Annotated in this window: 29 protein-coding genes; 18 read left to right on the forward strand and 11 right to left on the reverse strand. The window is 37.1% G+C overall.

Going from position 1 to position 23,798, the window contains the following annotated elements:
• Positions 1-230 precede the first annotated feature (230 nt).
• Together ACM5QX_RS27095 and ACM5QX_RS27100 are read left to right on the forward strand one after the other, a co-directional pair.
• Positions 231-938 carry a hypothetical protein gene (locus tag ACM5QX_RS27095; RefSeq protein ID WP_414756337.1) on the forward strand — a complete coding sequence of 236 codons (708 nt, stop codon included), beginning with the start codon at positions 231-233 and terminating at the stop codon, positions 936-938.
• Between the two features lie 312 nt (positions 939-1,250).
• Positions 1,251-1,400 carry a hypothetical protein gene (locus ACM5QX_RS27100; RefSeq protein WP_414756338.1) on the forward strand — a complete coding sequence of 50 codons (150 nt, stop codon included), beginning with the start codon at positions 1,251-1,253 and terminating at the stop codon, positions 1,398-1,400.
• 260 nt (positions 1,401-1,660) lie between these two features.
• Here ACM5QX_RS27100 and ACM5QX_RS27105 read toward each other — a convergent pair whose 3' ends face one another.
• From ACM5QX_RS27105 to ACM5QX_RS27135, 7 genes are all read right to left on the reverse strand, one after another.
• Positions 1,661-2,008 (reverse strand): hypothetical protein, encoded by a 348-nt coding sequence (locus tag ACM5QX_RS27105; RefSeq protein WP_414756339.1) that lies wholly within the window; start codon positions 2,006-2,008, stop codon positions 1,661-1,663.
• Positions 2,009-2,437 carry a hypothetical protein gene (locus tag ACM5QX_RS27110; protein WP_414756340.1) on the reverse strand — a complete coding sequence of 143 codons (429 nt, stop codon included), beginning with the start codon at positions 2,435-2,437 and terminating at the stop codon, positions 2,009-2,011.
• Positions 2,438-2,540: 103 nt separating this feature from the next.
• On the reverse strand, positions 2,541-2,906 hold the full coding sequence (locus ACM5QX_RS27115) for a hypothetical protein (protein ID WP_414756341.1): 366 nt from the start codon (positions 2,904-2,906) through the stop codon (positions 2,541-2,543).
• 233 nt (positions 2,907-3,139) lie between these two features.
• Positions 3,140-4,009 (reverse strand): hypothetical protein, encoded by an 870-nt coding sequence (locus tag ACM5QX_RS27120; RefSeq protein WP_414756342.1) that lies wholly within the window; start codon positions 4,007-4,009, stop codon positions 3,140-3,142.
• The gene (locus tag ACM5QX_RS27125; protein ID WP_414756343.1) at positions 4,002-4,142 is read right to left on the reverse strand and encodes a hypothetical protein; all 141 of its coding nucleotides are present in this window, start codon (positions 4,140-4,142) and stop codon (positions 4,002-4,004) included. Before ACM5QX_RS27125 ends, ACM5QX_RS27120 begins: the two co-directional genes overlap by 8 nt.
• Complete coding sequence (locus ACM5QX_RS27130) at positions 4,129-8,058, reverse strand: plasmid replication protein, CyRepA1 family (protein WP_414756344.1); 3,930 nt, start codon at positions 8,056-8,058, stop codon at positions 4,129-4,131. The genes ACM5QX_RS27125 and ACM5QX_RS27130 overlap by 14 nt, the downstream gene beginning before the upstream one ends.
• Positions 8,059-8,909: 851 nt before the next feature.
• Entirely contained in the window at positions 8,910-9,074 is a 165-nt protein-coding gene (locus ACM5QX_RS27135) for a ribbon-helix-helix domain-containing protein (RefSeq protein WP_414756345.1), read from the reverse strand.
• Between the two features lie 167 nt (positions 9,075-9,241).
• Here ACM5QX_RS27135 and ACM5QX_RS27140 point away from each other — a divergent pair, with 167 nt between their 5' ends.
• The 15 genes from ACM5QX_RS27140 (at position 9,242) to ACM5QX_RS27210 (ending at position 20,296) form a co-directional block, all read left to right on the forward strand.
• Entirely contained in the window at positions 9,242-9,748 is a 507-nt protein-coding gene (locus ACM5QX_RS27140; RefSeq protein ID WP_414756346.1) for a hypothetical protein, read from the forward strand.
• A gap of 12 nt (positions 9,749-9,760) precedes the next feature.
• Positions 9,761-10,462: a hypothetical protein gene (locus tag ACM5QX_RS27145; protein ID WP_414756347.1), complete on the forward strand. Its 702-nt coding sequence runs from the start codon at positions 9,761-9,763 to the stop codon at positions 10,460-10,462.
• Positions 10,463-10,630: 168 nt separating this feature from the next.
• Positions 10,631-11,311, forward strand: coding sequence for a hypothetical protein (locus tag ACM5QX_RS27150; RefSeq protein ID WP_414756348.1), 681 nt, complete (start codon positions 10,631-10,633; stop codon positions 11,309-11,311).
• Positions 11,312-11,377: 66 nt separating this feature from the next.
• Positions 11,378-11,959, forward strand: a complete 582-nt coding sequence (locus ACM5QX_RS27155) for a hypothetical protein (protein ID WP_414756349.1) — start codon at positions 11,378-11,380, stop codon at positions 11,957-11,959.
• Between the two features lies 1 nt (position 11,960).
• Positions 11,961-12,209, forward strand: a complete 249-nt coding sequence (locus ACM5QX_RS27160; protein WP_414756350.1) for a hypothetical protein — start codon at positions 11,961-11,963, stop codon at positions 12,207-12,209.
• A 3-nt stretch (positions 12,210-12,212) separates the two neighbouring features.
• Positions 12,213-13,646, forward strand: coding sequence for a hypothetical protein (locus ACM5QX_RS27165; protein ID WP_414756351.1), 1,434 nt, complete (start codon positions 12,213-12,215; stop codon positions 13,644-13,646).
• 2 nt (positions 13,647-13,648) lie between these two features.
• Entirely contained in the window at positions 13,649-13,816 is a 168-nt protein-coding gene (locus tag ACM5QX_RS27170) for a hypothetical protein (protein WP_414756352.1), read from the forward strand.
• 103 nt (positions 13,817-13,919) lie between these two features.
• Entirely contained in the window at positions 13,920-14,693 is a 774-nt protein-coding gene (locus ACM5QX_RS27175) for a phospholipase D-like domain-containing protein (protein WP_414756353.1), read from the forward strand.
• Between the two features lie 610 nt (positions 14,694-15,303).
• Positions 15,304-15,945, forward strand: coding sequence for a hypothetical protein (locus ACM5QX_RS27180; protein WP_414756354.1), 642 nt, complete (start codon positions 15,304-15,306; stop codon positions 15,943-15,945).
• 12 nt (positions 15,946-15,957) lie between these two features.
• Complete coding sequence (locus ACM5QX_RS27185) at positions 15,958-16,542, forward strand: hypothetical protein (protein WP_414756355.1); 585 nt, start codon at positions 15,958-15,960, stop codon at positions 16,540-16,542.
• 811 nt (positions 16,543-17,353) lie between these two features.
• Positions 17,354-18,268: a tyrosine-type recombinase/integrase gene (locus tag ACM5QX_RS27190; protein ID WP_414756356.1), complete on the forward strand. Its 915-nt coding sequence runs from the start codon at positions 17,354-17,356 to the stop codon at positions 18,266-18,268.
• A 221-nt stretch (positions 18,269-18,489) separates the two neighbouring features.
• Positions 18,490-18,705 carry a hypothetical protein gene (locus tag ACM5QX_RS27195; protein WP_414756357.1) on the forward strand — a complete coding sequence of 72 codons (216 nt, stop codon included), beginning with the start codon at positions 18,490-18,492 and terminating at the stop codon, positions 18,703-18,705.
• 43 nt (positions 18,706-18,748) lie between these two features.
• Positions 18,749-18,982: a hypothetical protein gene (locus ACM5QX_RS27200; protein ID WP_414756358.1), complete on the forward strand. Its 234-nt coding sequence runs from the start codon at positions 18,749-18,751 to the stop codon at positions 18,980-18,982.
• Positions 18,936-19,880 carry a hypothetical protein gene (locus tag ACM5QX_RS27205; RefSeq protein WP_414756359.1) on the forward strand — a complete coding sequence of 315 codons (945 nt, stop codon included), beginning with the start codon at positions 18,936-18,938 and terminating at the stop codon, positions 19,878-19,880. The genes ACM5QX_RS27200 and ACM5QX_RS27205 overlap by 47 nt, the downstream gene beginning before the upstream one ends.
• Positions 19,881-19,948: 68 nt before the next feature.
• Positions 19,949-20,296 (forward strand): hypothetical protein, encoded by a 348-nt coding sequence (locus ACM5QX_RS27210; RefSeq protein WP_414756360.1) that lies wholly within the window; start codon positions 19,949-19,951, stop codon positions 20,294-20,296.
• 436 nt (positions 20,297-20,732) lie between these two features.
• Here ACM5QX_RS27210 and ACM5QX_RS27215 read toward each other — a convergent pair whose 3' ends face one another.
• Both ACM5QX_RS27215 and ACM5QX_RS27220 read right to left on the reverse strand, forming a co-directional pair.
• On the reverse strand, positions 20,733-21,170 hold the full coding sequence (locus ACM5QX_RS27215) for a hypothetical protein (RefSeq protein WP_414756361.1): 438 nt from the start codon (positions 21,168-21,170) through the stop codon (positions 20,733-20,735).
• Positions 21,171-21,315: 145 nt separating this feature from the next.
• Positions 21,316-21,573 (reverse strand): hypothetical protein, encoded by a 258-nt coding sequence (locus ACM5QX_RS27220; protein ID WP_414756362.1) that lies wholly within the window; start codon positions 21,571-21,573, stop codon positions 21,316-21,318.
• Between the two features lie 217 nt (positions 21,574-21,790).
• Between ACM5QX_RS27220 and ACM5QX_RS27225 the strand changes: the two genes are divergently transcribed.
• The gene (locus tag ACM5QX_RS27225) at positions 21,791-22,087 is read left to right on the forward strand and encodes a hypothetical protein (protein ID WP_414756363.1); all 297 of its coding nucleotides are present in this window, start codon (positions 21,791-21,793) and stop codon (positions 22,085-22,087) included.
• A gap of 43 nt (positions 22,088-22,130) precedes the next feature.
• Here ACM5QX_RS27225 and ACM5QX_RS27230 read toward each other — a convergent pair whose 3' ends face one another.
• Entirely contained in the window at positions 22,131-22,265 is a 135-nt protein-coding gene (locus tag ACM5QX_RS27230; RefSeq protein WP_414756364.1) for a hypothetical protein, read from the reverse strand.
• Between the two features lie 210 nt (positions 22,266-22,475).
• Positions 22,476-23,414: a DUF4365 domain-containing protein gene (locus ACM5QX_RS27235; RefSeq protein WP_414756365.1), complete on the reverse strand. Its 939-nt coding sequence runs from the start codon at positions 23,412-23,414 to the stop codon at positions 22,476-22,478.
• Between the last annotated feature and the right edge of the window lie 384 nt (positions 23,415-23,798).

The raw sequence follows: 23,798 nt of genomic DNA on the forward strand, positions 1-23,798 counted from the left end.
AAGTGGCTCATCAATTCCTTAGCGTAACTTTCGGAATCACTGCTCATTTCACCCCTGAAATTAACGTTTCATGCACGGTTTTGTAGCCGAGTCAGGAAGGGGATTTTCTGGCTTAGGCATCCAACTATGTCTATAGTTGTATATTCACACTCAAGCCTTGTGTTAATAAGGAAATCAGACAAACATCAACTCACTGCATATGAAACCTGTAATAAATATAAGGTTTTTGTATGAGTAACAACGACAGTTCTGATGCTCAAGTGAAAAATAACTTCTGGTTTCAGTTATTTAAATATTTAACTGTACTAGGAAGTGCAATTGGTGTTCTATCAACTTTAATTGATCAATTATTAGCCTTAAATAGAGTATTTAATAAGCTCTATTTGGTTTGGCCAAGCCTTTTTATAATTTTTGGCATATCGATTTGTTTAGCTTACAAAGGGGGTCATGTACTTCCTGGTATAGATCAATATCCGAGAAAGCTAACAATGATCATTAGCTGCGTCTTAATAGGTGTTGGAGTAATGGGATTATTTTGGGGAGTAAGTAATGAAAATTCTGTTAAAATTACACCAGAAAATCCACAGCAAGATTTTTCAGGGACTCTAATTGCTCCTGGGAAAGGATTTCAAAATTATAAAATTACGTATATTGATGTTACTGATTTCACAAAAGGTGGAAAATTAACAATTGATATTTTGTTAATGGATGGAATAAGTTGGGGATCTTTTGACCTTTTTCCAGAGAAGGGCAGGATACCCACTCAGGGATCTCCCAATTCACTTGTAGGAGCATATAATGTTAAGCCTAATAGTTCAACACATTTAGTCCATTATTTTGACAAAGGTGTTGTGTTCCGTTTTGGAGCTACAGGAAATTGGGGCAGTCCAAAGGATTCTACAAATAGCTTTAAAGCAAGTGTATATGTTGAACCATAGGTTAATTGGTACGTTGAGAATTGCTAAAAATATTGATTGGCAAAATGCCTATCCAGCATGGGTTACAGCCTTAGCGTAACTTTCTGCTCGATTGCTCATTTACCCCCAAGTTCTACCATAAGCTAGATAGCATTTAAATTTAGTAGTAACAGAGTAATATACAATTTTACTATGCAATTTTTCGGATTTTTAAGAGTTTGTATAGGAAATGGAGTTAAATGAGCAATCGTGTCAGTAATAGTAGCTTGAAACTCTTGTTTTTTGCGGTTCTCGTCATATAGTAGTATATAAATACTAGTTGAGATGATACCTATGGGTAAAAAGAAAAACTCTGGCGATGATTTTGGATTCAAGAATTTAGACAAGTTTAAATTTAGGAACCCTCCCCCACGACGAGAAAAGCTTATTCCAGACCCACCAGCACCTTTACCAAATATTGACCCACCAAGTATTGATCCGTAGTAACTAACCAAAAATTAAGAAAGCACCTCTGCTTTGTCTCCGGTAGTGCGATCACTTGCGGGTTAATCTGGGGCTGGATGCTTTACAGTTGGTGCTTTCACTTTGATGTCGTCATACTGTTATTATTAGACATAGATTTTTCATCCAATAGAAAAGTCAAATGCCTGCGTATCGCAACTACGCAGGCATCCTTATTTTACCATTATTTCGTATTAGCTTTACATACCCATAATTATTATATCATAAGGCTTATAGCCCTTTTAATCTTCAATTGTTACCCCAATTATTACAGTATTTCCTATCTCATCACCTTGTTCATCCAAGGGCGAAAATTCAACCGATCGCAGTCCCGACTTTTGCAATTGTTCACCATACAGTCCCTCAATCGGCTTTTCACCTATTAAGTCAATAGCGTTTTGCGCTCTTTTTCTAGCATGAGCAAATGCCCAAGGGCGATGACGTTGAATGTCTTGTTTAAGAGATAATGCCCTAATAGCAAGCTTGCCGGATTTATAGGCTTTAGTTGTTAGGGTTGGGGGTGCGATCGCGCCTAGTAAAGATGCGATTTCATCAGTGTTTGAGTCATCTGGTGATAGATTAGATTTCATCTATTCTTTATGGTCGTTTAATATTTTTTCTAGGGATTCACCGTCTTTAATTCGCTTCATTATCTCTTCTGAAGAATATTTAGGAGGCGCGTTGATAAATGTGAATTGTGGCTGTTGTTGCTGCGTTGGCTGGGGTGCTTCTGATTTTCTTGCTAGTTCGGCATAGAATGCTTCAGCGAATTTACCTCCTTCTCTCTCATAGCGTTCTTTAAATTCTTCTGGTGATAGATTCAATAGTGATTCTTTCTTGTGTGTGGGTAAGGGCAACTTTACGGATGATTTAGCCGCTTTATCTTGAGTAGTTTGTGATGTATTCGATTTGGGGTAACTATTAGCTGAATCGGCTGTAAGCCAGTCTAAATCAGCTTTATAGCGTTCAAGTTTTGCGGTAATTTCTCTTTCTAGCTGCTTTAAATATTGTGTTGACATGACGTTTGTGGTGGTGTATTTAATAGCTTATTTTACTCAATCTTTTTGTATTGTTGGGGATATTAAGAATAGTTACATAAGGTTCAAATCCTCTAACCTGGGGTTAATTTTCTTCACTAAATTTAGTTTTTCTTGTGCTGCGAACTATAAAAAAGCTTATCTTCCCTTGTGGTGGATTTACCACAATGAAATCAGGTAGTGATAGTTGCTGGTGCTTAAGATAAATTTCCAAAAAATTACATAGATTGAGGTAGTTTTCGGACAAAAAATTAAAGTCAAAATAATTGCCAGTTTTCAAGACTAACGACATACCTCTACGGTACGCTGCTTCATCATGGTCAAAAAACTTGGTAATTTTTGCATCTAAACTACAACGCTCGAAAACTCTGAACAACTGCGCCCACTTATGAGCATCAGTCTTTCTTTTTGGTTGACGATAAAAATCTTTTATAAATTTTCTATTTTTCATGATTAAATGGGATGAGCTTATATGTTTTCGGTGTTCCCCTAGCTGGCTGCTAGGGGAATTTTGCATTTTCTATTATTAATAGTTCCAATTTTGAAGCCCGAAGGGTGCGATCGGGTGGGGTAGGTACAGCTTTTGTTGCGTGTGCTGACCTTAAAAATATATAATTAGTGAGTATTGTTTAAATTTAAAAAGCTCTTGGGCTGAGTAATTGTGATTTTACTCAGCCACATTTTTTATAAAGCGGATTTCTTTTTTGGCTTGGGTTTTGGTATTTCAGTTTTTATTTCAGGCTTCGACATTTTAGGTTTGGGTTTTGGAGTTTCAGTTTTATTTTCAGTGTCCTTTCTTTGTTGGCGTTTTTGCTTGATTACTTCTGCCTTATCGGTCTTACTTGCTTTCAAAAAACGGGGGACATCTTCGGTAGGTAATCCTAAAATTGAATCAAAGAAAAAGATATTTTTTTCAGGTGCGAACTTTGCTTTAATTTGCACAAAATATCTTTTAGCTTGCTCATCTTTTGACGCTTTAGGATTGAACCGAAACGGGGGTACTATGGCATCGCGCCACATTAACGGGATATGTGCAGCCTTCATGTACTTCACTTTCAAACCCATCTCTGCCGATTTAATAAAGTCAATTCGTTCTTTTTTGTAATTTTTAAAGACACTGATACATGGTGTTTTTGATACAGGGATAAATTGCCACAACCCACACAATTTAAACTCAAAATCATTGCAATCCTCAAACAAACCTTGATTAGCATTCTCAGATTTGTAAGCGACTAGCTCAAAATAAATATTGTGTGGTTGATCAGGTTTGGGGAAATGCGTAGCCTTAGGGTAAACCATTAGGGTTTGAAACGAGCTACCTGTGTCTTCAATTCGATGCTTTAAAGCCTTAAACACTTGATGGTTTTTACGAGCGCATTTGAGGAAATATTCGCGCCCCTTAATAGTGACAGTTGCTAATAAATCCCCGGTAATCAATACATCACCACTGACAACACCGATCGCTTGAAAGAGATTGTTATTCTCCGGCTGCTGGTCTGTCTGCTGCTGTTCTGCTTGCGGTTGCTCTTGGGTAGATTCTAAATGCTCAGTCATGGGTTTTTGTCTTGGTGGTCGCCTTTACTTGATTGTGAATCAGTTTAGGGTGCGATCGGGTGGGGGGGATGCGTGGGGTTCGTTTCGCCCGGCTGGGGGGAAGTGCGATCGCATCATTTTCAATCCCAATCATCCCGTTCTTCGGGTTCCTCCAAGTAATCATTTATAGGTATATTCAGATACTCTGATAGTTCTTTAAAGTCAATATCTAATTGGGTGTATTTGGGGGTGCTTACCTCTTGTTGAGGGGGGGTAAGGGTAGCTTGAGCATTTGAGGGGTAAAACTGACTGTGTTGATTGCTGGGTAAGCTTTCTGGCTCCTGCACAACCCCCCCTTTAAAATTATCATTTACTAATAAGATAGGGGGGGTTGTGCAGCGATCGCGCTCTGCCTTCTTAGCCTCTTGGTGGGCTATAAAGTTCTGTGCAAATTCCCAGCTATCTTTTGTAATCCATTTTACCCGTATGCGCTTACCATCTACGGTTACTTGTTTCGATCCGGTAGATAGCCCACACATGGCATAGAGCATATAAATTATCAACCCATCATTGGCATTCTCAAAGTTGATGCCCATTGCCAGCTTTGCTGCCTCTGAATGCTGGCGTATTTTATCAATCACTGGTTGATAATCATTGGGGTAATAATTTTTGTTGGGGTCAAGATATTTTTCAAATTCCAAAAATTCAAAGAATTTGCGCTCTCGTAGTTGCCATTTAATATCCCCAGGAAATCTCTGATTGCATCCCTCGAAATCAGGTCTTAGTTTCGCTTGCCTTGATTCTCCGGCTATATCATCTGCTGCCACATCTTCTATAGGTTTGTAGAAATTCCTGTGCAATCGCCTCAATGATTTCTCTAATTTGTTGCCCCAGTTTTTATATGCGATCGCAGCAAAGCCGTGTAATTCTACCTCATCTTTTAGTTTTACGGTGCAAGTGTTAATTATTTCCTCACCGAATGTATCTAATAGATAATATTTAGTTAGCTGCAATCTTTCTTCCTTACTTAAATTAATCCCAGTACTTGATTTTTCTCTTAGTTCTTTGTATCTAGCACTGGTAATTAATTCGCAATCATCTATTTCGTTTATTTCTTCGAGTTTCAATTGCCCCCATATTTCTTTCATAGAATCATTCACGTTGGGGGCAAGTCCAAATTCTACTTCTTCAATTTGGTAGCCATCTTCAATCAATTGTTCCTTGAGCCAATATCTCAATCGCCTCATTTCTATATTTTTGAGGGCTGCATTCTTACAGAATAGTTCCCAATGATGCGATTTCCATTCCTCACTCATTACATTGTAATCAGGTGCAAAGCTTGTTAGAAATTTATTCCTAGCATCATAATTCTTTTGATAGTAAGCGTTCACATCTGCGGGTGTAATGCCTCTAGAAGCTTCGTAATTAGTGCCACGTTCGGCACACCACACAAATAGATTCTCAGCCCCTCTAGCCCGTGATAGGGCTTGGCAAGCGTTCTTAGGGGTAAGGATTCCATTGAAAAAGCCGTACACATTATCAAAGCGTTTGTTTTCAATGGATACGCCTGAAATTACTGATGGGCTACATACTAAAAGTAAAGTGTTTAAGCTTCGATTATTGATATCAGTTATGTAAGTTTTAGTATTTATATCTTCGCTAGTATCTGAATTAATTTCTACGATTAAATCTGGGTTGCTCTCAATATTAATTCCACTTTTAATTAATTCTTGGCGTACATACTCAGCTATAGTTTTACATCCTTTGTAGCCATCCTTATTATCATCAATTATGAAGCATGGAACACCTTGTTTTAAATTTTTGAGTAGATGAGACACTAAAGCCTCTAAGCTTTTATCTGTAGATAAAATAATCTTCCCGCGTTGGGGTTTGTAATTATTGATGATTACTTCTATTGGTGTGTTCTTTGGCGCACATTTAAAAATATATTCAATTTCTTTTTGCGCTACGTGGGCAGACATATACAGTGCTGATCCATCAGTTAGAGCCGATGCTAAGTGAGCCTGATGAAATGCTAATAAGCGAGGGCGCATTGAATCTCTGTTACATAGAGGTTCAAAGAGATAAGCAAATAATTGGTCGCATTCATCCCCTAGTAAAAGCCCGTTCTCTTTAAGGTTTCTGGGGTCAAATTTATCAGCAGAATTAGCACAGAATGTCACTTTTTTTGCAAATTTGTTATTTTCGGCTTCCTCTTTGTGTAATGCTCCCATTTTTTCTGCCATAGTCCAAGCTAGAGAGTTTCTGGTGTGATAGGAGTAAATTGCATAAAAGCTATCTTTTTTTTCTGCGATCGCGCTTGTTTTACACGTTCCCATTGCAGATATTGGAATAGATATTTTATGCTTTTCTAAGTTTAAATCTTCAGAAGATAGATTTGGTTTATTGATGTGTGTTATCTTTATCCCTAGTTCTTTTAAAGCTTCCTCATCAAAGCCTGATAGTTGTTTGTGTATTGCTTTCTCTGTCTCGAATTGGGCATTATCCTCTGCTAATTCGTCGGGTGTTTTTACTTTATTTTTAAATGATTTACCATACAGTCTTTTATATTCATTGGGGTTACGTTCCCTTAAATATTTTCTAGCCTTCTTGTGGTAAAAATCATCAGGTAATACATCATTAGGGTTAAATTTAATTGCTCTTTCATAAACTCCAATGGCTTCATTGTCATCCATTGGAGGGTTACAGTTACGCGCATAATCAAGAATTAAATTAATACCATCACGGGCTGATTTCTCTATAGTGTTAATTCCTCTGCGTTGGCATCCCTCAATTACTGATACTACTATCGTTGATATTCTTAAGCAGGTGTCATTTCTTTCACCAGCACCAGCACCTTGGTTGATTAATTCCTTGGCTTTACTTGGCAGAATTTCAAGTACAGGAATCTCATCAATGTTGCCTAAAATGGGTGAGTAGGTATGATTAGATCCCCTATAATTATTATCTAATCGTGGTTGCTTTTGATTAAATTCTGATTCTTTGGCTACTAATTTGGGCAGATAATCAATCAACCATTGAGGCGCAATCGCTACCTCTGTATCTTCAGGTGAGTTTATCCATTTATATGAGCCAGTATCAGGATGTCTTGAAGGGGGTAAGACTGATTGCATCCCGTTATATCTAAATTCTAATTGCTCACCATGATTGCACTCTAGTTCATTTATTTTTTTTAATGCAATCTTATTAAAGTTTGCGATTACGGGTCTACGTTCATCAGAAATTTTGAATAATATTTGATATCTTCCAGGCTTGCCAGATGTCCATTTAATTGTTTTTGGAATGTCACCATTACTTATTTTTTGTAATAGCGGTTCGGCACTACTGCCATCTACATCAATAGCTAATAATCCATCAGATATGTCACCAGTTCGCAGCCCATAGCCTGATGAATAGCTTTTATATGGATTGCCCCTCTTACTGATTAATTCTAAGCCTAGTAATGCTTGCTTTATTTCATCTCTATCTAATGGTGTTTCTGTCTGCCAATTTTTTCTATATGGCTTTTTATCTTTTAATGGGGTTAACGCCCAATTCTGAGGGATTAAATCAAGATAATCTAATAAATCTTCTTGGTTAATTACTGGCTCAAAACTATTCCAAGGTTCTACCTTGCAATAAAATTTTGAATAATTAAACTCAGAATTATATTCTGTTATTACGTATTTAGGATTTTCTATACAAAATGCTTGAGCTTCACTCTCTGAGAATGAAAAGCAAATAGTTCTTTGTGGGCTGGGGTAGCCAATACCGCATTTACCAGATTTATCGCCGCACGTTGGACAAGGCTTTTTTTCACTTGTATAGGCGTACCCACTTCCTACAGACCTTGGTAATTCAGGATTGAGTAACCCCTGATCATGGGTAAATCTGATCGCACCCTTACCAATATTCCCTTTGTTGTCAATTACCAACTTAATTGGTATATTATTGGTATCGGAGTGGTGATCCGGTGGGTTATTTGAATTGCTATTTGAAAAATCGTTTTTGACTGATGTATTGTGTTCCATTGGTAGAGGCTCTTGTTGTGATAGCAAGAGCCTTTGCAATTTCAAACCTAGATTACGTGCAACTTCTACTTAATGGTGATAGAATCGAGATAAGATTTTAAAAAATAAACAATGAGTTGCTGATTTATCTGGATCTGCCTTTGCAAGAGGCTCTTGAGAAAATCGGCGCTTTTTTTTGTCAAAAAAAACACTGAGGGAATGCGATCGCACCGCTACGCGATCAATTTGTGCTTATACAGGTATTCGTATAGCGCAGTTCTGAACAATTCATTTACGGACATTCCCTTCTGAGTGGCAATCTCTTGAATGTTTAAGCCCATTGGCTGCTTAATAGAAAAAATCCTATCATCCACAATTCTTTGGTTTAGGGGTTTCTTTTTTCTTCCTGCCATATTCAAAGCCCTTTCTTTCTAAAATTGATCTTATTTCAGTAATATCCAATTGGCAAGAAAAATCTTTCGTTGGTGCTGGACTTAATTTGATGGTAAGCGTTTCAGGCTTTTTTACTATTAAGAAATAATAAAAACTAGGCAATAATAGAAGTTCCTATATATTTCAAAAAGGATTCCTGCCTCATCTACCAAGGAGAGGCTTTTTGTTGTTGCAAAGGTGGGCGAAGGTGGAAGGTGAAAGGTGCGATCGCACCCCTGAACCCCTTACCAAGCAAGTGAAATCTATATTGATATCAATTATTGTCCAGTTCCCCCCTACTTGGGTACTGCCCCTGCTTGGCAAGGGTTCCAGCCATCAATACTGATAAGAATCGCTTTTTTTAACAACTTAGAACAACCGATTCAATCTAGCTGGCATATCCTAAAAGCTGGATTCAAGCTATCTGGCAGAGCCTAGAACCGGGATTTAATTGATAGGTAGTCTTTATCACTTCATACTTAAGATTGTTTGCCCTCCATAAGCTTAAAAGCTTGCGTGACAAGCCATACAGTTTGCTGAGAGAAGCTGCGATTGTCTTCCTTGGCTGCTGCCTCTACCTTTTCGTAAAGTTCAGGGGGGAAAGTAATCGTAATGCGCTTGCCCTTGTATTGATCCGCAGTCATCGTTGCAATGAACCTAGTTGAATATATTAGAACCAGTCTAATCGGTTACAACGCTCGGTTAGAAAAATTAATGGTTCTGATATATTCAAGATGGTTCTAATTGGTTCTAATATGCTAACATTCCAAGTAGAGACATTCAAGGGGATGGAGGCATCCAATATATTGACATGGCAACTAAGGAATATTGCCGTAAATATCGCCATTTAAAGCGAGTTTTTGAATCAACTTACCAAAAGCCAGTAAGCGATATTTTTTGGTATCGGTTGACTGCACAGTTAAAGCAATATCTTAATTTTTCAGTTGAGAGGAGAGATGCAGAGTTAATTGTTAGGTCAATTGCTAACCTAAAAAAATCTCATAGAAATTTCAGAGTTAATAGTGATAATTTCTCTGAATGTTGGCAATTGTTTCAACACTATTACAAGCAAAAGAAACACATTACTTGTGCAGAATTTCTTGCTGATTTAGCACAACAATTAGACTTGTCACAAGTGTCCCGCACATCTCGTTATAACTGGTTTACGAAAGCTGGTATACCCTACAGACATGAAAAGACCTATTCAACATCAGATTTTGCATTAGTCGCATTTCAGGCTGTTAAATGCCTAAAATCACGCGAATTAAAACGGGTAGATAATGCAATCAAAACCATTAATGTACTTGTAGTCAGATAAGGAGTAAAAACGATGTCAAAATTCTACAATAATGTAAAGTCAAGATTAAATAAGAAAGGTCTAACAGGATTCGTAAAAACTGACTATCAAGAAGCAGCAGAGCATCTAAGAATTGCAGACTTAGACAATGTTACTACTGACCAGATTATTGCAGGATTTGAATATTTAGCAGCAAAACGCGAAAATCAAATACAACCGACCGCACCCCTAACACCCCAAGAATCCCCCCATCAAATACAGCACTACCAAGAAGCTGAAACAATTGCACAGCAAGAATTAGAGCTATTAGAGATAGAGCCGATCGCACCCCTGGAGGAGCTAACAAAAGAAAATCAAATAGTGTTATCTAATGCTGATAAACAAGCATTAGTCACATCTCAATCTTTGGCTTTAGGATTTGAATTGTCAGAAGATGAGACAACAGAAATAGCAGATAGTATTGATGATGTATTTGCTGATTATTCGTCATTTGTTAATGGTGTTACCACTGCAATAAGGCAGTATATAGCCCACAAATTTGACACCATAGAGAGCGATTTGAGCGATAACACTAATGACATACGCGAGTATTTGAATAATCGTACAAATCGATTAAATCAAAAAGTTCTTGACTATGCGGAAGCTGTAAAAGCTATTCAGAAAGATACTCAGGTAATCAGAGATAACTTAAAAACTTCTAAGGAGGTAATACTATCCCGATTTCGAGTCAAATAAAGGTTTAGTTGTTTCTTTTAATCCTGTGAAAGCTGGCTCAATCATTATTATCAGTGCAATTATTTTAACGCTTCTACTAGCATTTGATAATTACCGATTCAGCCAAGGGAGATTGAAAGAACGGCAATACAGAGAGTTTAGTAATCCAGTAAATAAGGAATATTTCCAATGGTAAAAGATTCAACATCTTTGCAGTTGAAAAATCATGTCTCACCTAGAGGTAAGAGTTTAAATCGTGCGTTACAGCAAAAATTCGACATTACAATCCAAGACTTGACCGATGCTTGTTTGGGGGATGAAAAAAAAGCTAAAGCTATTGGAGAAAAAGCAAGGCAAGCAGGTTTGATTAAAGACTTAATGCCCAAATTTAGAGATGCTTACATCCAAATTATTGAAGGTACACAGGAGTACAACGAGTCAATTGCAAAGATTTTAACGACTGCTGGTAAGTCAGGAATCGCAATTGATAAAGCTGTAACATCGACAATTTTAGGTAATAAAGAATACGAGAATCAGAGACAAGAATTAGCCCAACAATTAATTAATGGGAGAAATGCTGAAAATCAGCGTCATGCCTATGCAATGAACCATGCACAGATGAAGGCTTACATTGATGCTTTCTTAGTTGGCGTGGAGCAAAAAACCTCAATTATTGAGCAAAGTAATAGACCAGAATTAAAACAAATAGATGCTGATGAGGCATATCAAAGAAAGGTAATTAACCACGTACTAGCTGAAGGTGATAATAGCCGTGTAGATTTAATTCCTCAAAAAAACTATCAGCCGAATACAGTTAAAGGCTTCTTAGTTGAAAAGTTTTCGGCAGTAAAGAATGCACTAGGATTCTAAAAAGTAGAAAGCCTAAGAACCTGCAAAATTTCTTAGGCTTACGCATCACAATAATGAGATAAGCCAATGATAAACGATAATCTTGATGATTATCTAGATAATGATAATTCTTCCCCAAGAATCAACCCAGAAACAGCGCGATATTTAGCACATCATGAGCAAAAGCTGTACCAAGAAATTGAAACTAGAAAGAGATTTGAAGCGGGTTTATTATTTCTTTGCTGCCAAATTGGTAGTGCATCATTGGCTTGGCTATTGTTTTCATTACAGACCACATTAATCATCATTCAGGTAAGCGCGATCGCACTGGCAATGTTACCCGGATTGATTGACTTTTCTGATAGCTTTAGCTTTGAATTATCAAGCGAACGGTGGGAAGTAAAGCACTCTAGACCAATGCAATCAGTAGGTAAATTGTTGATAGGGGGTGCAGTTGGCTGGACTTCCACAAAGAGAATTAGCGAGGCAGTTTTCAAAACCCATCAACAAATTGAGACTACTTATAAAGAAATAAGAGAAGCCCAAACCCCAAAGACAACAACTGCAAATAATCAATACGATCTAATTGGGTGGTGCGTTTTAGGGGTTGTTGGGTTGTTAATTTTTTCAAAAATGATAACAAGTTTATTTAGCGAACCTAGTAAATAAGATGTACGGCAGAAATAGCTTTTTAGCGGGAATCTTAGGTTTAATTACTTTTATATTTGCGATTAATTCCTTCTTTATTGATGCGGTATCTACCGCTAACAACTTAAATTTGATTTATGAATGGGGTAAATCATCTGAGATAAGCGAAGCTATCAACGATTTATTAATAAATATCAAACTAATTCTAAATACCTATGGCGTATTTATCTTTTTAGCTATTGCCATTTTTATTGTTTATCGGAGGCAGTAAAGAATGCAAGAGATTGAAGACTTAAATAAACGGATCAAAGTACAACGGAAGATAACTACATATTTGGTAGGTGGATTGATAATCTCTGGATTATCATCAACTTTGCCACTGTGGAATGATTCAATTAAATGGTCTGAGACTTTATTCTGTTTCCAAAAGTCGCAAAATGAATGTGAACCTGAAGAATTAAAGCGTGGGGTTAGCTGGATTGTCGAAAATGAAAGACGGAATTTTATTTTTGATAATAAAGTAACTTTTATCCGCACAATGCCCCCAGAAGATAATGTAGCATCCTTGTATGGAGCAATGGGAACTGTCGCCTTACTGGGGGCATGGGGAATATCAAAAACCCTCACAGATGCACAAGAGAAAGCAATTCATAATCAATTCTCTGTGTTGAAGGTAAAGGCTTTAGAGAACGACATTATTATTAATTCACACCTTGATTTAACCCAATTCAGCAAACAGCAGCAATCGGAGATTACAAAAAGCGCGATCGCACGACAAGCAACTGAAACAATTGACGCTATGAAATCCCCTGGAGAGATAGCACTTGATGAAATTAACGGACGGCTACAGGGTGAAATTGCACTCAAAAATCATGAATTTCAAGTATCAGAAATTGACAAACAAATTGCTGATAATAGGCTGAGTACAGCAAAGACTAATAAAGAATTAGCAAAAATTAACAGTGATAAACAGCAGCAGGATAAAAGCACACATCAGCTCTCAACAAATGAGCAATTGAAACTCTCTTTAATTGATGCCTTAAAAAAACATGAAGATGGATATTTATGGAAAATAATTAACAATTTAAAACCACTATGGCTAATAGGTAATCAAGGTAGCGGTAAAACTTATACCGCAGGTGCGATCGCACTAATCAGGAAGTATTGCCTTGATGCTCCTGTGTACCAACTCATAGACCGTCATGCTACTGGTGACAATGCCGATGTATGGCAATACTTAAACCCAGTAATAAAAGCTGAGTCAGAAGAGGAAATTAATCAGGCTTTTTTTGATTGCTGTGAACGCTGGCAGATGAGAATTAAGCAAAAACCAAAGCAGAAACAGCAGGTAATTGTAGATGAATTTACGAACTTACAAAAGAAATGTGGTGAATCTGCCACTACATTTTTTGAAGACTCATTAACAGATACCAGAAAAGCACAGGAATATTTACTAGGAATTACACACAATGCCACCAATCACGCATTTGCAGCTAACACATTTGAAAGTAGAAAAGCAGGCACTATTTTATTAGAGAAATTCTCAGCCAACAATGAAACACCACTACCAAGAGTGGTAGTGAGATATGGCTTACTAGACGACCAAGGAAACAATTTAAAGGATGAAGAACGAACTATACCAAGTTGGCTACATCCTGAGAAGATTTACAAGCATTTCACTGGTCAACCTATTATTTTTGAGGATTAATTATGCTCACAAATACCGACACATTGAATAATTTACTTACTCAAGCACAATCAACCCTTGAGCAAATTAAACGGCATCCAGACTACCAAAATATCCAATACTCCCCCGATTTCACAATAACAGATGCACTCGCAGCCGTAGAGGAATTAGCGCAAGAAATCCGACACTAAAAATGAAATCGCTTCGCATCAAGAAACATTTTCTGTAATTGGTTATATAGCCTGTTGTAATAGCTGACGGATTCAATTAAATGTAAAACAAAGGAGATTAAAAATGGAACCTAAAAACTTAAACGTAAATTATATTCCACATTCAAACCCAGATAATATTGGCTGGACGAGACTTAAAGATTGTCATTCAGATAAAATAATAGTTCATTTTGAGGATATTGAAAACGCATTAATTAAATATATATCCCAATCCAAATTCTGTTTAGGATGTGTTGCATGGTTGACTAACGAAAGAATATTATCTGCCTTATCCAATTGTTCAGTTGTATCAATAATCGTACAAAAAGAAGATTTTTTACGCCCAGATTATATTGGAATGAAGGCAGATTGGCATAAAAAACAAGACTCTTTTAAAAAGAAAATAAAACAGATGTATAAGGCTTTACCAAGGGGTGTGTGCCAAGATGATTTAATTCTAGAAGATGAGACTGAACTTAATAGTAGGATTAATGAAAAAATAAACCAAATGTATCAGGAAACCAAAATAAGTCCCGGACTGATCAGTTCTGGAACTTATTGGGAAACAGACCCTATAAGAACATTAGGAGAAATAAACGAAGATAAAATCCCAGCGTTTCCAAGAATGCACCATAAATTTATAATATTTTGCAATTGGTTTTATGAACCTTATGCAGTTTGGACTGGTTCTTTTAATTTTACTTATAACGGAACACAATCTTTAGAAAATGGGGTTTATATTACTGATAAGTATATAGTAAAAGCTTACTGGTACGAATGGGTTTTTAACTTTATAAGATCAGAAGTATTAGATTGGGATCACGAATACAAAAATCCATTTTTAACGATTGGGAGTTAATATTAAGGCTCAACAAAATCCTTAAAATGAATTTTCATAATTCCCCCTCTCAGAATGCCTTATTTACGCTATTAAATGGTAGATAAGGCATTTCTCATTAGATTGTATTCAAGCCATTGTAGGTCAAAATCTGAACTGCCAAAATGATTTTTGATAGGGCAGTCATCCCAGGCAATGCACAGTCCATTTTATCCCCTATTTATTGTTAATTTTAATCCCTTCTCTTTCACTCCCCCTCAACTTGCGGGAGATGTACCCATTTTTTATATAGTAAAATGGGGTAATCTACCGCAGGTGCAACCCTTGTCTAACAAGCATTACAGGCTAATTCCCGCATAGGAGAAAATCGAAAATGAAACAGGCGCGATCGCACTGCGGGAAGAATAATATAAAACTACTCTCTAAGTCTTGCTAGGCATAGCTTTCAGCCATTTAGGGTAGAAGAAGCCCGATTGCACTACTGTTTTGTGTAATCTAATTTCTCTATAATTCTTATTGGGTAAGGCTTTGAGCGATCTTGTTACTTATGGGTGGTGATGGCATTAAAATGGGTGCGATCAGCATTACATTATAAGGAAAAAAGTACAAATAAATGAACCTAGAATGCCGAATGACAATGATGGAGGTAGGTATTAAAGTCCTGTCTCCTATCGAAACATTTTTCCTGCCCCTTGAGAATTTAATAAAAATTCCTAGCGATCTTTGGGAACAAATGGCTGAAGAAGCTTTAATAGAAGATTACATGGCAAAGCAAGACAATCCTGATAATCCTATTTTTAAACGCACATTCCCAATTGAATTAGAAAGAAATCAAATAAAAATACTTGAAGAATTTTCAGGAGAACAGCCACAACGAGAATATGAGCCTTGCCCTCCTGATATTCGATGCTTGTCAACTCACGCGCCTTTCGCATATTCAATAGCAATGGCGAAAAATGATATCGAAATTAGGAGAAAGCCAACAGAATATCGTGGGTGGACATTAATAAATGCCAGTCTTTCAAAAGCTTCTGATGAAGCATTTGCAGAATATCACATTAACAACAATGTACCCCGTGGATGTATCATTGGTGCGGCTGAATTGGTAGATTGTGTAAACATAGATCCTGGGATATGGAAATATGTATTCGACAATCCTAATTATTTTAAAAAACCTATTCCGATTAAAGGTAAGCAATGCCCCCTGTGGAGTGCCAAAAGCGATATTGAACGCAAGGCTTTTGACCTTGCTTGGAATCAAATAGACCGATAGACAAATAGAAAATTGAGTGCCAAACTAACGGCACTCAATTTAATTGAAAATTATCAAAAAAAAGGAATCAAAATGAAGAAAACAACTTACGCAATTTCAATGACACCTGACCAAGCCTATTATGTATCGGTAGGACGAATCCCGGTGATTGTGTTAAGTCAGGCTTTTAATGATCCAGGTGATAATAAAAGATTTATTATTCATACTTGCAACTATGCAAACCAAGAAGATAGAAAGCGTGGCGAAAAGAGACTTTTATCAGGAGGAGTGCAAAAAGATATTGTTCCTGAAGTTGCGATTATTGCGACAGCTAAAGCTAATATTTTTGAGTATGATGAAGCAAGCTTTAAACGCGATGCTAAAAGACATTATCTTGATCAATCGAGCTTAATGGTTTTTAGAACAGTAAACGAATGGTATCCAGAAGATAAAGTGTACGGCTATGAATTTTCGGATATTGTTTTAATGCCCAGACCGATAAAACCACTAGCTGTAGACGCTGAAGAATATATGGTGTGGGAACCAGAGTCACCCTTTGAGGAATTATGCTTCAAAATGGCTTTAGGAGTAAAAAGTCAGGCAGAAGAAGCAGCTTGATTGAAGGGATAATAACAAAGGAATGCACGCGAACACCGCTTCGCGTTGGTATGCGATCGGCTACGGCGGACGGGTACGCCATCGCAGTATTGAAAGTGGCTCATCAATCCCTTAGTGTAACTATCTGTACCGTTGCTCTTTTACCCCCTACTACTGACAGTTTACTCATCCTAGTTACCGATAATTTATCTGTAACTACTGTATCTTTAACTCAAATCCTTTGTAGCGATTGCCCTTTGATTTCCGTCTAGACATAGTGTAGACGTTGGTGGAGAGAAAAATGATATCGGTTTTGATAGCAACATTTTATCTATTGGGGGTACAAAAGCGAGTATAGACAACTCATGCCAGCCCCAACATGAGCAGATCCTATTGGTGCAGATTACACCTGTAAATGGTCATCGCGCTGCAAACATAAGCAAGTTTAATCAGCCTACGGAATAATCAGGGTTGTAGCGTGAGTGTTGTCGTGCTGATTGATAAATAAATAAGTCTGGGGGTGAGTCATCGCTGACGAGAGAATAGGGTTTAGGGTAACTTACATTGTCAAATGGCAAAATCCAGTCCATCCCCCCTCAATCCCACATAACCTGAATTTTGTTGCATTCAGTCTCAACCAGGGGCCAATAAGATTATCCCCATCCGGTAAAAACTGGTTTATCAGGAGTGAAACGCATCCTGGGATTCAATTTAAAGTACGATGCAATTACCAGGATGCGGCACTCACCTAAAACTGGGGAGTGGTTCAATTATTATTGTCTCCCCATTGAAGCTGACGCACCCCCAGCTCGCTCCCTCTGTTTGCCCTCCCATGCCAAGAGTTGCTCTAGTACAAACCAATCAGAGAAAGCAACTTGCTCAATTGTCTCCGGTTGATGCCCAACAACGACTGGTAGAGATGTGGTTGCATGGTAAGTCTCTTAATACAGTGTCCGCTTATCGCAGTTACATCACTCGGTTCTTCGGGTTTCTGGGGAAACCATTACAGTCAGTTACGGTGGAAGATTTGTATGCTTTCTCTGAAAGTCTTGCAGAACTTGCACCCAACACTCAAACTGTTTATTTAGCTTGTATTAAATCGCTGCTCAGTTTCGCCCAGAAAATTGGATATATGCAATTTAATGTGGGCGCGGCTTTGAAGTTAACCAAGTCTGCCGACCGACTCAGCGAACGGCTGTTAATCCAGCGCGATATTCAAAAAATGGTCTGGGCAACAGAACAAGCTCAGTACCGCTACTCAAGGGAAAAGCAGCGTGATTTACTCATTATTAAACTGTTGTACACCAGTGGGTTAAGAGTGAGCGAGTTAACCGGATTGCAGTGGTGTAACTTAGTTGCCCGTGGTCATCTTGGGCAATTAACAGTAATTGGCAAGGGGAATAAAACGCGCTCTGTGATCCTTCCCAAGGAATTATGGGCTGAATTAGTGGAGTTTCGGGGTGATGCTGCTGATGATGCGCCTGTGTTTAAAAGTCGCAAGGGAGGGGGGCATTTAGATAGAAGCCAAATTAACCGGATTGTGGATGCTGCGGCCTCTCGTGCCGGAATCAATAAAAAAGTTTCGCCCCACTGGTTGCGCCATGCTCATGCTACCCATGCTCTAGAAGCTGGCGCAGATATTGGATTGGTACAGCAAACTCTGGGTCATGCGAATGTGGCAACTACCAGCAGATATTTGCATCACCGTCCAGACAATAGTAGTAGTCTATATATTCCTGTACTGTGAATAGGGGGTTATCGTGTCAAAACGGAGATAATCCCAACAGTAAGACGAGTTATCAAGTATGTCTTACTTACATTTGAGTTTTTTATACTCTGACTAAAATACAGCCTCTAATTATAAAAAATTATTACAATTGACAGATCATTAATTCAAACACGAGCATTGATGCTTTCGGCTCTAGTTTATCGTTTTGTCCTGAGTCTGACCAGACTCCAGGCTCAATTTTGTATGCACAGTACATTGGCCGTGATAAAGATAACAGAGTTGATAAGCATGATGCCCGTGATTGTTCTTGCTTAAATGAGAGACTTTCATTTTATGAAGCTTATGCAGCCACAATAACCCCAGAAGATTGGCGACAGATGGATAGGGAAGATATATCTAACCTTGCTCTTCCAGGGGATGAGCCTCATCTTAAAGATGGGCTTTGGAATGGATAAAGTCGGGGTATGCTAGAAAATATCCAGCCGACTCTACTGGAATATGAACAACTCCAATTCCGATGGAAATCTTGACATAGAAGAAATAGCTGAGTATATAGCTAGTGCATCTCAAAAGATAGTTAATGAGATGAAAAAACAAGTTGATAATCATTCAGGTTTTGAGGAAGATGTTCAAAAAATGAAAAATGAGTCACTAATAGAGCAACAAAAACATCAAGAGGATTTTAATGCAAGAAAAACTCAAATTAAAAGAAAGTTTAATAGAAGAAGATGAGACTTTAAATTTAAAACATTTTATTTACTTAGATAAAACTAAGCTACATTCTTATTCCTCTCAATTATTAGGAGGATTAGTACAAGTCAGAAGATTAGTAGAAAACGAAGGTATTAAATCTACACAAAGTTCGGACGAAGAATATAAGGAAAAGGTTCAAGAAGATGCTAAAGAAGGTGAAATAAGTGTTGGCCCAAAAAATTATGCAGGTGGGCTTAGTGGAAAAACAACAGATAAAACAATTTATAGAGATGGATATAAAAAAGGAGTTAATACGAAAAGTGATGAATACTTATATTCTACAACTGAAGATATTGTCGATCATGACTATGGCTACCTCAAATTTGAAGAAATTTTAATAAATAAAGGAATTCTCAAACAAATAAAGAATATAGAGGAGTTAGAAAAGTATTCATCACTAGTAAAGATAACTGGAGTTTGTAGATTTACAGATTGGGATTCTATTATAGAAGCATTTAACAATGACAATGTAATAAATTTTTTTGTATTAAATTCCAATCAAAATACAGATAAGGGGTTTAAACAAAATGCCCAACAAAAGAAAAATCAAGAAAATATTTTTAAAGCTACATTAGAACTAATTAAAGCATTTTCAATTGGATCTGTTACAGTTAACACAAATATAGGAAACTCAAATTTAATAGGAACTATAAACCAAGAACATCTTCGTATAACGAGAGATCAACTTAGATCAGCATATATTATGCCAGGGGATGTAGAAATGACAATAGTTGGATTTATACCAAGGAGAAGAATAGAAAAAATTACCTTTCCCGGTGTTTCAGGAACAATAGATATGACAGAAGTATGGAAAGGTTGGGCCGGAGAAATTGATGCAGTAATAGAGCCAATAGCAATATATACTGAAATTAAATAGAAATTTATAATTAGTCATTGCCGACCTCAGCAGGGCTGATCTCAGTAGTGCTTTTAACTAAAAAAAATATGACTCAAAAGATTTTGACAATTTACGGAGATCGTGGATGGAATCCACCTGACCCAGATTATTGCGAAAATTCTATAGTTCGTGGATTTGAAAGTTTGAATGAAATCATTCAAACAATGTCTGAAATAAATAATCTAAAAATTCATAGTTTGAGTTACTCAAACATTTTACGACCAACACATGAAATAGGTGGAACAGTACTAACACTCTACGCCACATTAATTTATTCAGGTGACATCACAAACATTGATGGTTTTCCCTGGTCTGATGATATGAAAAGTTCAGTTAGGGATTGGAAACAGCATTTTTTAAAAGGGAATACGATAGCCCTTAAGGCTTATCTTTAAGTCCGCTAAATCTAAGCAAAAACTCATAAATTTGGTTAGGGGTTGCTTCAAAGCCATTAAGTCAGGAAGTTGTTGAGGGTACGACCTTGCACAGTGCGCGGTTGCTCCTATAGAAAACTTGATTTTACTGACTTGTAGCAACCATCAGTCAGGTAAGTGACTTTGCCTTTATCTATAAGGGACGATTACAAACCACACAGGTTCTAACAACAGGTGCATAGTTCCCTTTTGCAATATCATCCCTTCTGTACTCTTGAAATTTTGCTACATTGTTCCTAACTAATTCCCTAATCATCTGTCTAAACTCTTCTGTTATCAAATGTTAACTACCCTGACCTCTAACGACGATTACAGCATCTAAGAAAAACTATACGAACACTCATAACTTTCCTTAAGTAATACTAAACAGGGTCATGACGAAATATCTTTAAATCGTCTAACTAACGATAGCTATGATTTCATCCCATGAACTATGACAATCATAAAGAGAGGAAGGTTTGTGACAGAAAGTTTCATCAAAAATTTGAAGACCTGACATATCATCAACGTTCATGCGCCTCCAATCTGGAAGTTTAATTGAACTGCTTTTACCCCTAATTTGATATACTAAAACCTGTACAGCCTCATCTTTTAATCCGAGAATATGAGGTTCTGCAATACGGTGTAAACCTTGGTAGTAAAACTCGATTAAACGCTTTTGCGTAATTGCTTGTTTAATTATTCCTGTTATAGAATGTGGCAGAGATAGTTCTAACACTTCAATGTTTGGTAGTGGTGGTTTTGGAAGAAGACTTCTCTTTGGACTTTTTATGCCATTTACACCTTTAAACTTTGGAAAGCTAAAATCATCGCCTAGATTTTTCTTTTTACTCATGATTTCAATCTGAAGAATTAGTTAGTACTAAGATACTACTAGATTTCTTCAATTGTCACTATCAACACCAACCGCGCAATAAAGCTATGCCGCACTTGATATAGTTTTCATCTGTGCTGACTGTTGGTTAGTAAGTGGTATGTTACTAATTTGGCTTATCGGGCCAAACAGTTTCCAATAGAAACCAGTCAGATTCTTCCCTAGTCTCTACTGGCTCAGGCATTAGCTGAATCCGAGGAGTTAGCCCAACAATGTGCATGACACGCCATACTTGGTAAGATTCAAAGTTTTCAGTCTTTTTAGGCTGTGACAAAACAATATATTCACCAGCTACAGGGAGTCTGGTTAGTTTTTCGCGGCTAATTCGGTAGCCGTCACTACCGTAAATATCAACTTCTATCAAACTCTATTTCCTATTCTATTCAGACATTTACATAAAAAAATGTTTGTTCTAGCCTTTTAGCTAAAAACGCGATCGCTCTGGTTGGCGGTAAATGGGAGTTAAGCGACATCTCCATGAAGGAGGAAATAGTAAAACATCAGCATTCGCACCTACCGGAATAATTGACAATATAGCTATAATGTACTATATGTAATAGTACATTATATAGGCTGTTTTTATGACCAAAACAAAAAATATTGCTATTCATTATATCGGTTTTTATTCTTCATCTAAAATGCAAGAGCATAAACCTTCAATAAGGGAAAGTGAAAACTATGAATATCCAGGCAGGTATAAATATACCTTTCATACCAAAGGTTATCCAAATTTAGAAGCTGTTAAAAATCATAGTGATGAAGAACTTATTCGTTATCTAAATAGTGAAGGTTTTAACGATATTGAATTTTACCCGTTAGAAGGATGGATAGGATTTAAACAAATAGTACAAAACTATAAATTTGGATGGGAAGGATAGCTTTAATTACTTCTTGGAATAAAATAATTATATCCAAACTAAATCATGGCAGCAGGTGAAAACTAAAAGCTGTACCACAATTTGAATTATTAACTACCCAAAGTGCCATTAACGCAACTAGACCAGTTACTGTTAAAGCAAAGGCTGCTGCATAATCAGGGTGTTTAGGATTTAGCATTTTTGGTTTTCCTAAAAACAAAGAATTAGTCTGGGCGAAATTAGAAGCTCTACAGACTGATTTTTACAATATTAAAATCCTTAAAATCTACTAAGTAATTTGGACAAGCGACTCATGAAAGAGAAATAGTGTCTTTGCACTTTGGCATCAGACAGAAGAATATTTACTCAATAGTGAATTCTCTAGTGTTATAGTTGCGGGAGTCTTTGGCTAAGAAGTAAGTAGGGACAAATACGTCGGCATGAACCACTCGCGTACTATTTCCTCATAAACATTACTAAGGTTGGCAAGCCGATTCCAAACATTGCTATAGCAATATTGCAAAAACTCCTCATACTCTTCAGGCTTTATGCCCTGCTCTAATTTCCTTCTTACCCAACTCAGGTCGTTAAAACTCATCTCAATCGCTATCCAAAACTCATGCCCCCTCCAAATATCTTGTCTAATTGCAGTTTCAAGAAACGTTGAAATCATTCCGAGGGCAAATTCCCTTGCCTCCCGGATATTATAACTAGCCATAATTGCGTGTTTGATTTCGTTGTTCTGATAATAAAATTTGCTGAACGCGCCATACATTTTTGAGCGTTTACCATACACTCTAAGTGGCACGAGATTTGGCTCACAATTTAAAATTTCGTTTCTTAAGGGGATGTATAAGGTTTTTGATTCTTTCTTTGAATAATTACTATCTTCAGGAGCCAACACTTTATCTATATAATCGTTCAGGCAAATAAAAAATGCGCGTCTTGTGGTTACATCCACAAGAATGAGTAATACAGGAATTGCTATCCCCATTGATTGCACTGTAAGCAGATCTGACATTTCCAATTGAAATTTTGCAACTTCGATATCAAAAAACTCTGATTTGTCTTCAGTGAGCTTTCCCTTCTCTATGTTACCTCTGCTGTAGACGCGCTTAGTAGCATATTCAATTGAACTAGATGCCTTTAACTGTACAAAGAAATTCTCCCCTAAAGTCTCAGCCATAGTTTTTTTGTCGTCTATATAATCGAACAACTCGACGACATAATCTATCCCATAATCCGGCCCATACTCATGAATGACCCATGATTCGGGAAGCTTCTCTCTAAGAACGTGGTAAGAGGTATCTTCTTTAATTTGATTTATTGATCTACGCTTTCTGTTCACAAGCTATACCTAGAATCACGCTAAGTTACTATGCGAAAATATTCCGTATATCATAATCGCAAATGGTTAAACCATCGACTATATCACAGAAATTTTTGCAGAAATTATAGGGTAGATATAGGGTGTCCGCCAAGATACCGATACTGACTTGAAAATCTAACCGCAGCTAACAACTTGAGTAGTGGGTTGAGATTCAAGTCAGTATCTAGGGATTGTGACAACCCTTGGTAAGAAATTAATTACTAAGTTTCTTAATGCTGTAGAACTTTATCATCCGAGTAAAAGAACATTTACGCTCATTTGCTATATCTACGGGGTGAAATGAGCAGTGATTCCGAAAGTTACGCTAAGGAATTGATGAGCCACTTTCAATGCGGCGATCGC

It is taken from the genome of Anabaena sp. CCY 9910, assembly GCF_963920875.1.
GTDB classification, from domain to species: domain Bacteria; phylum Cyanobacteriota; class Cyanobacteriia; order Cyanobacteriales; family Nostocaceae; genus Trichormus; species Trichormus variabilis.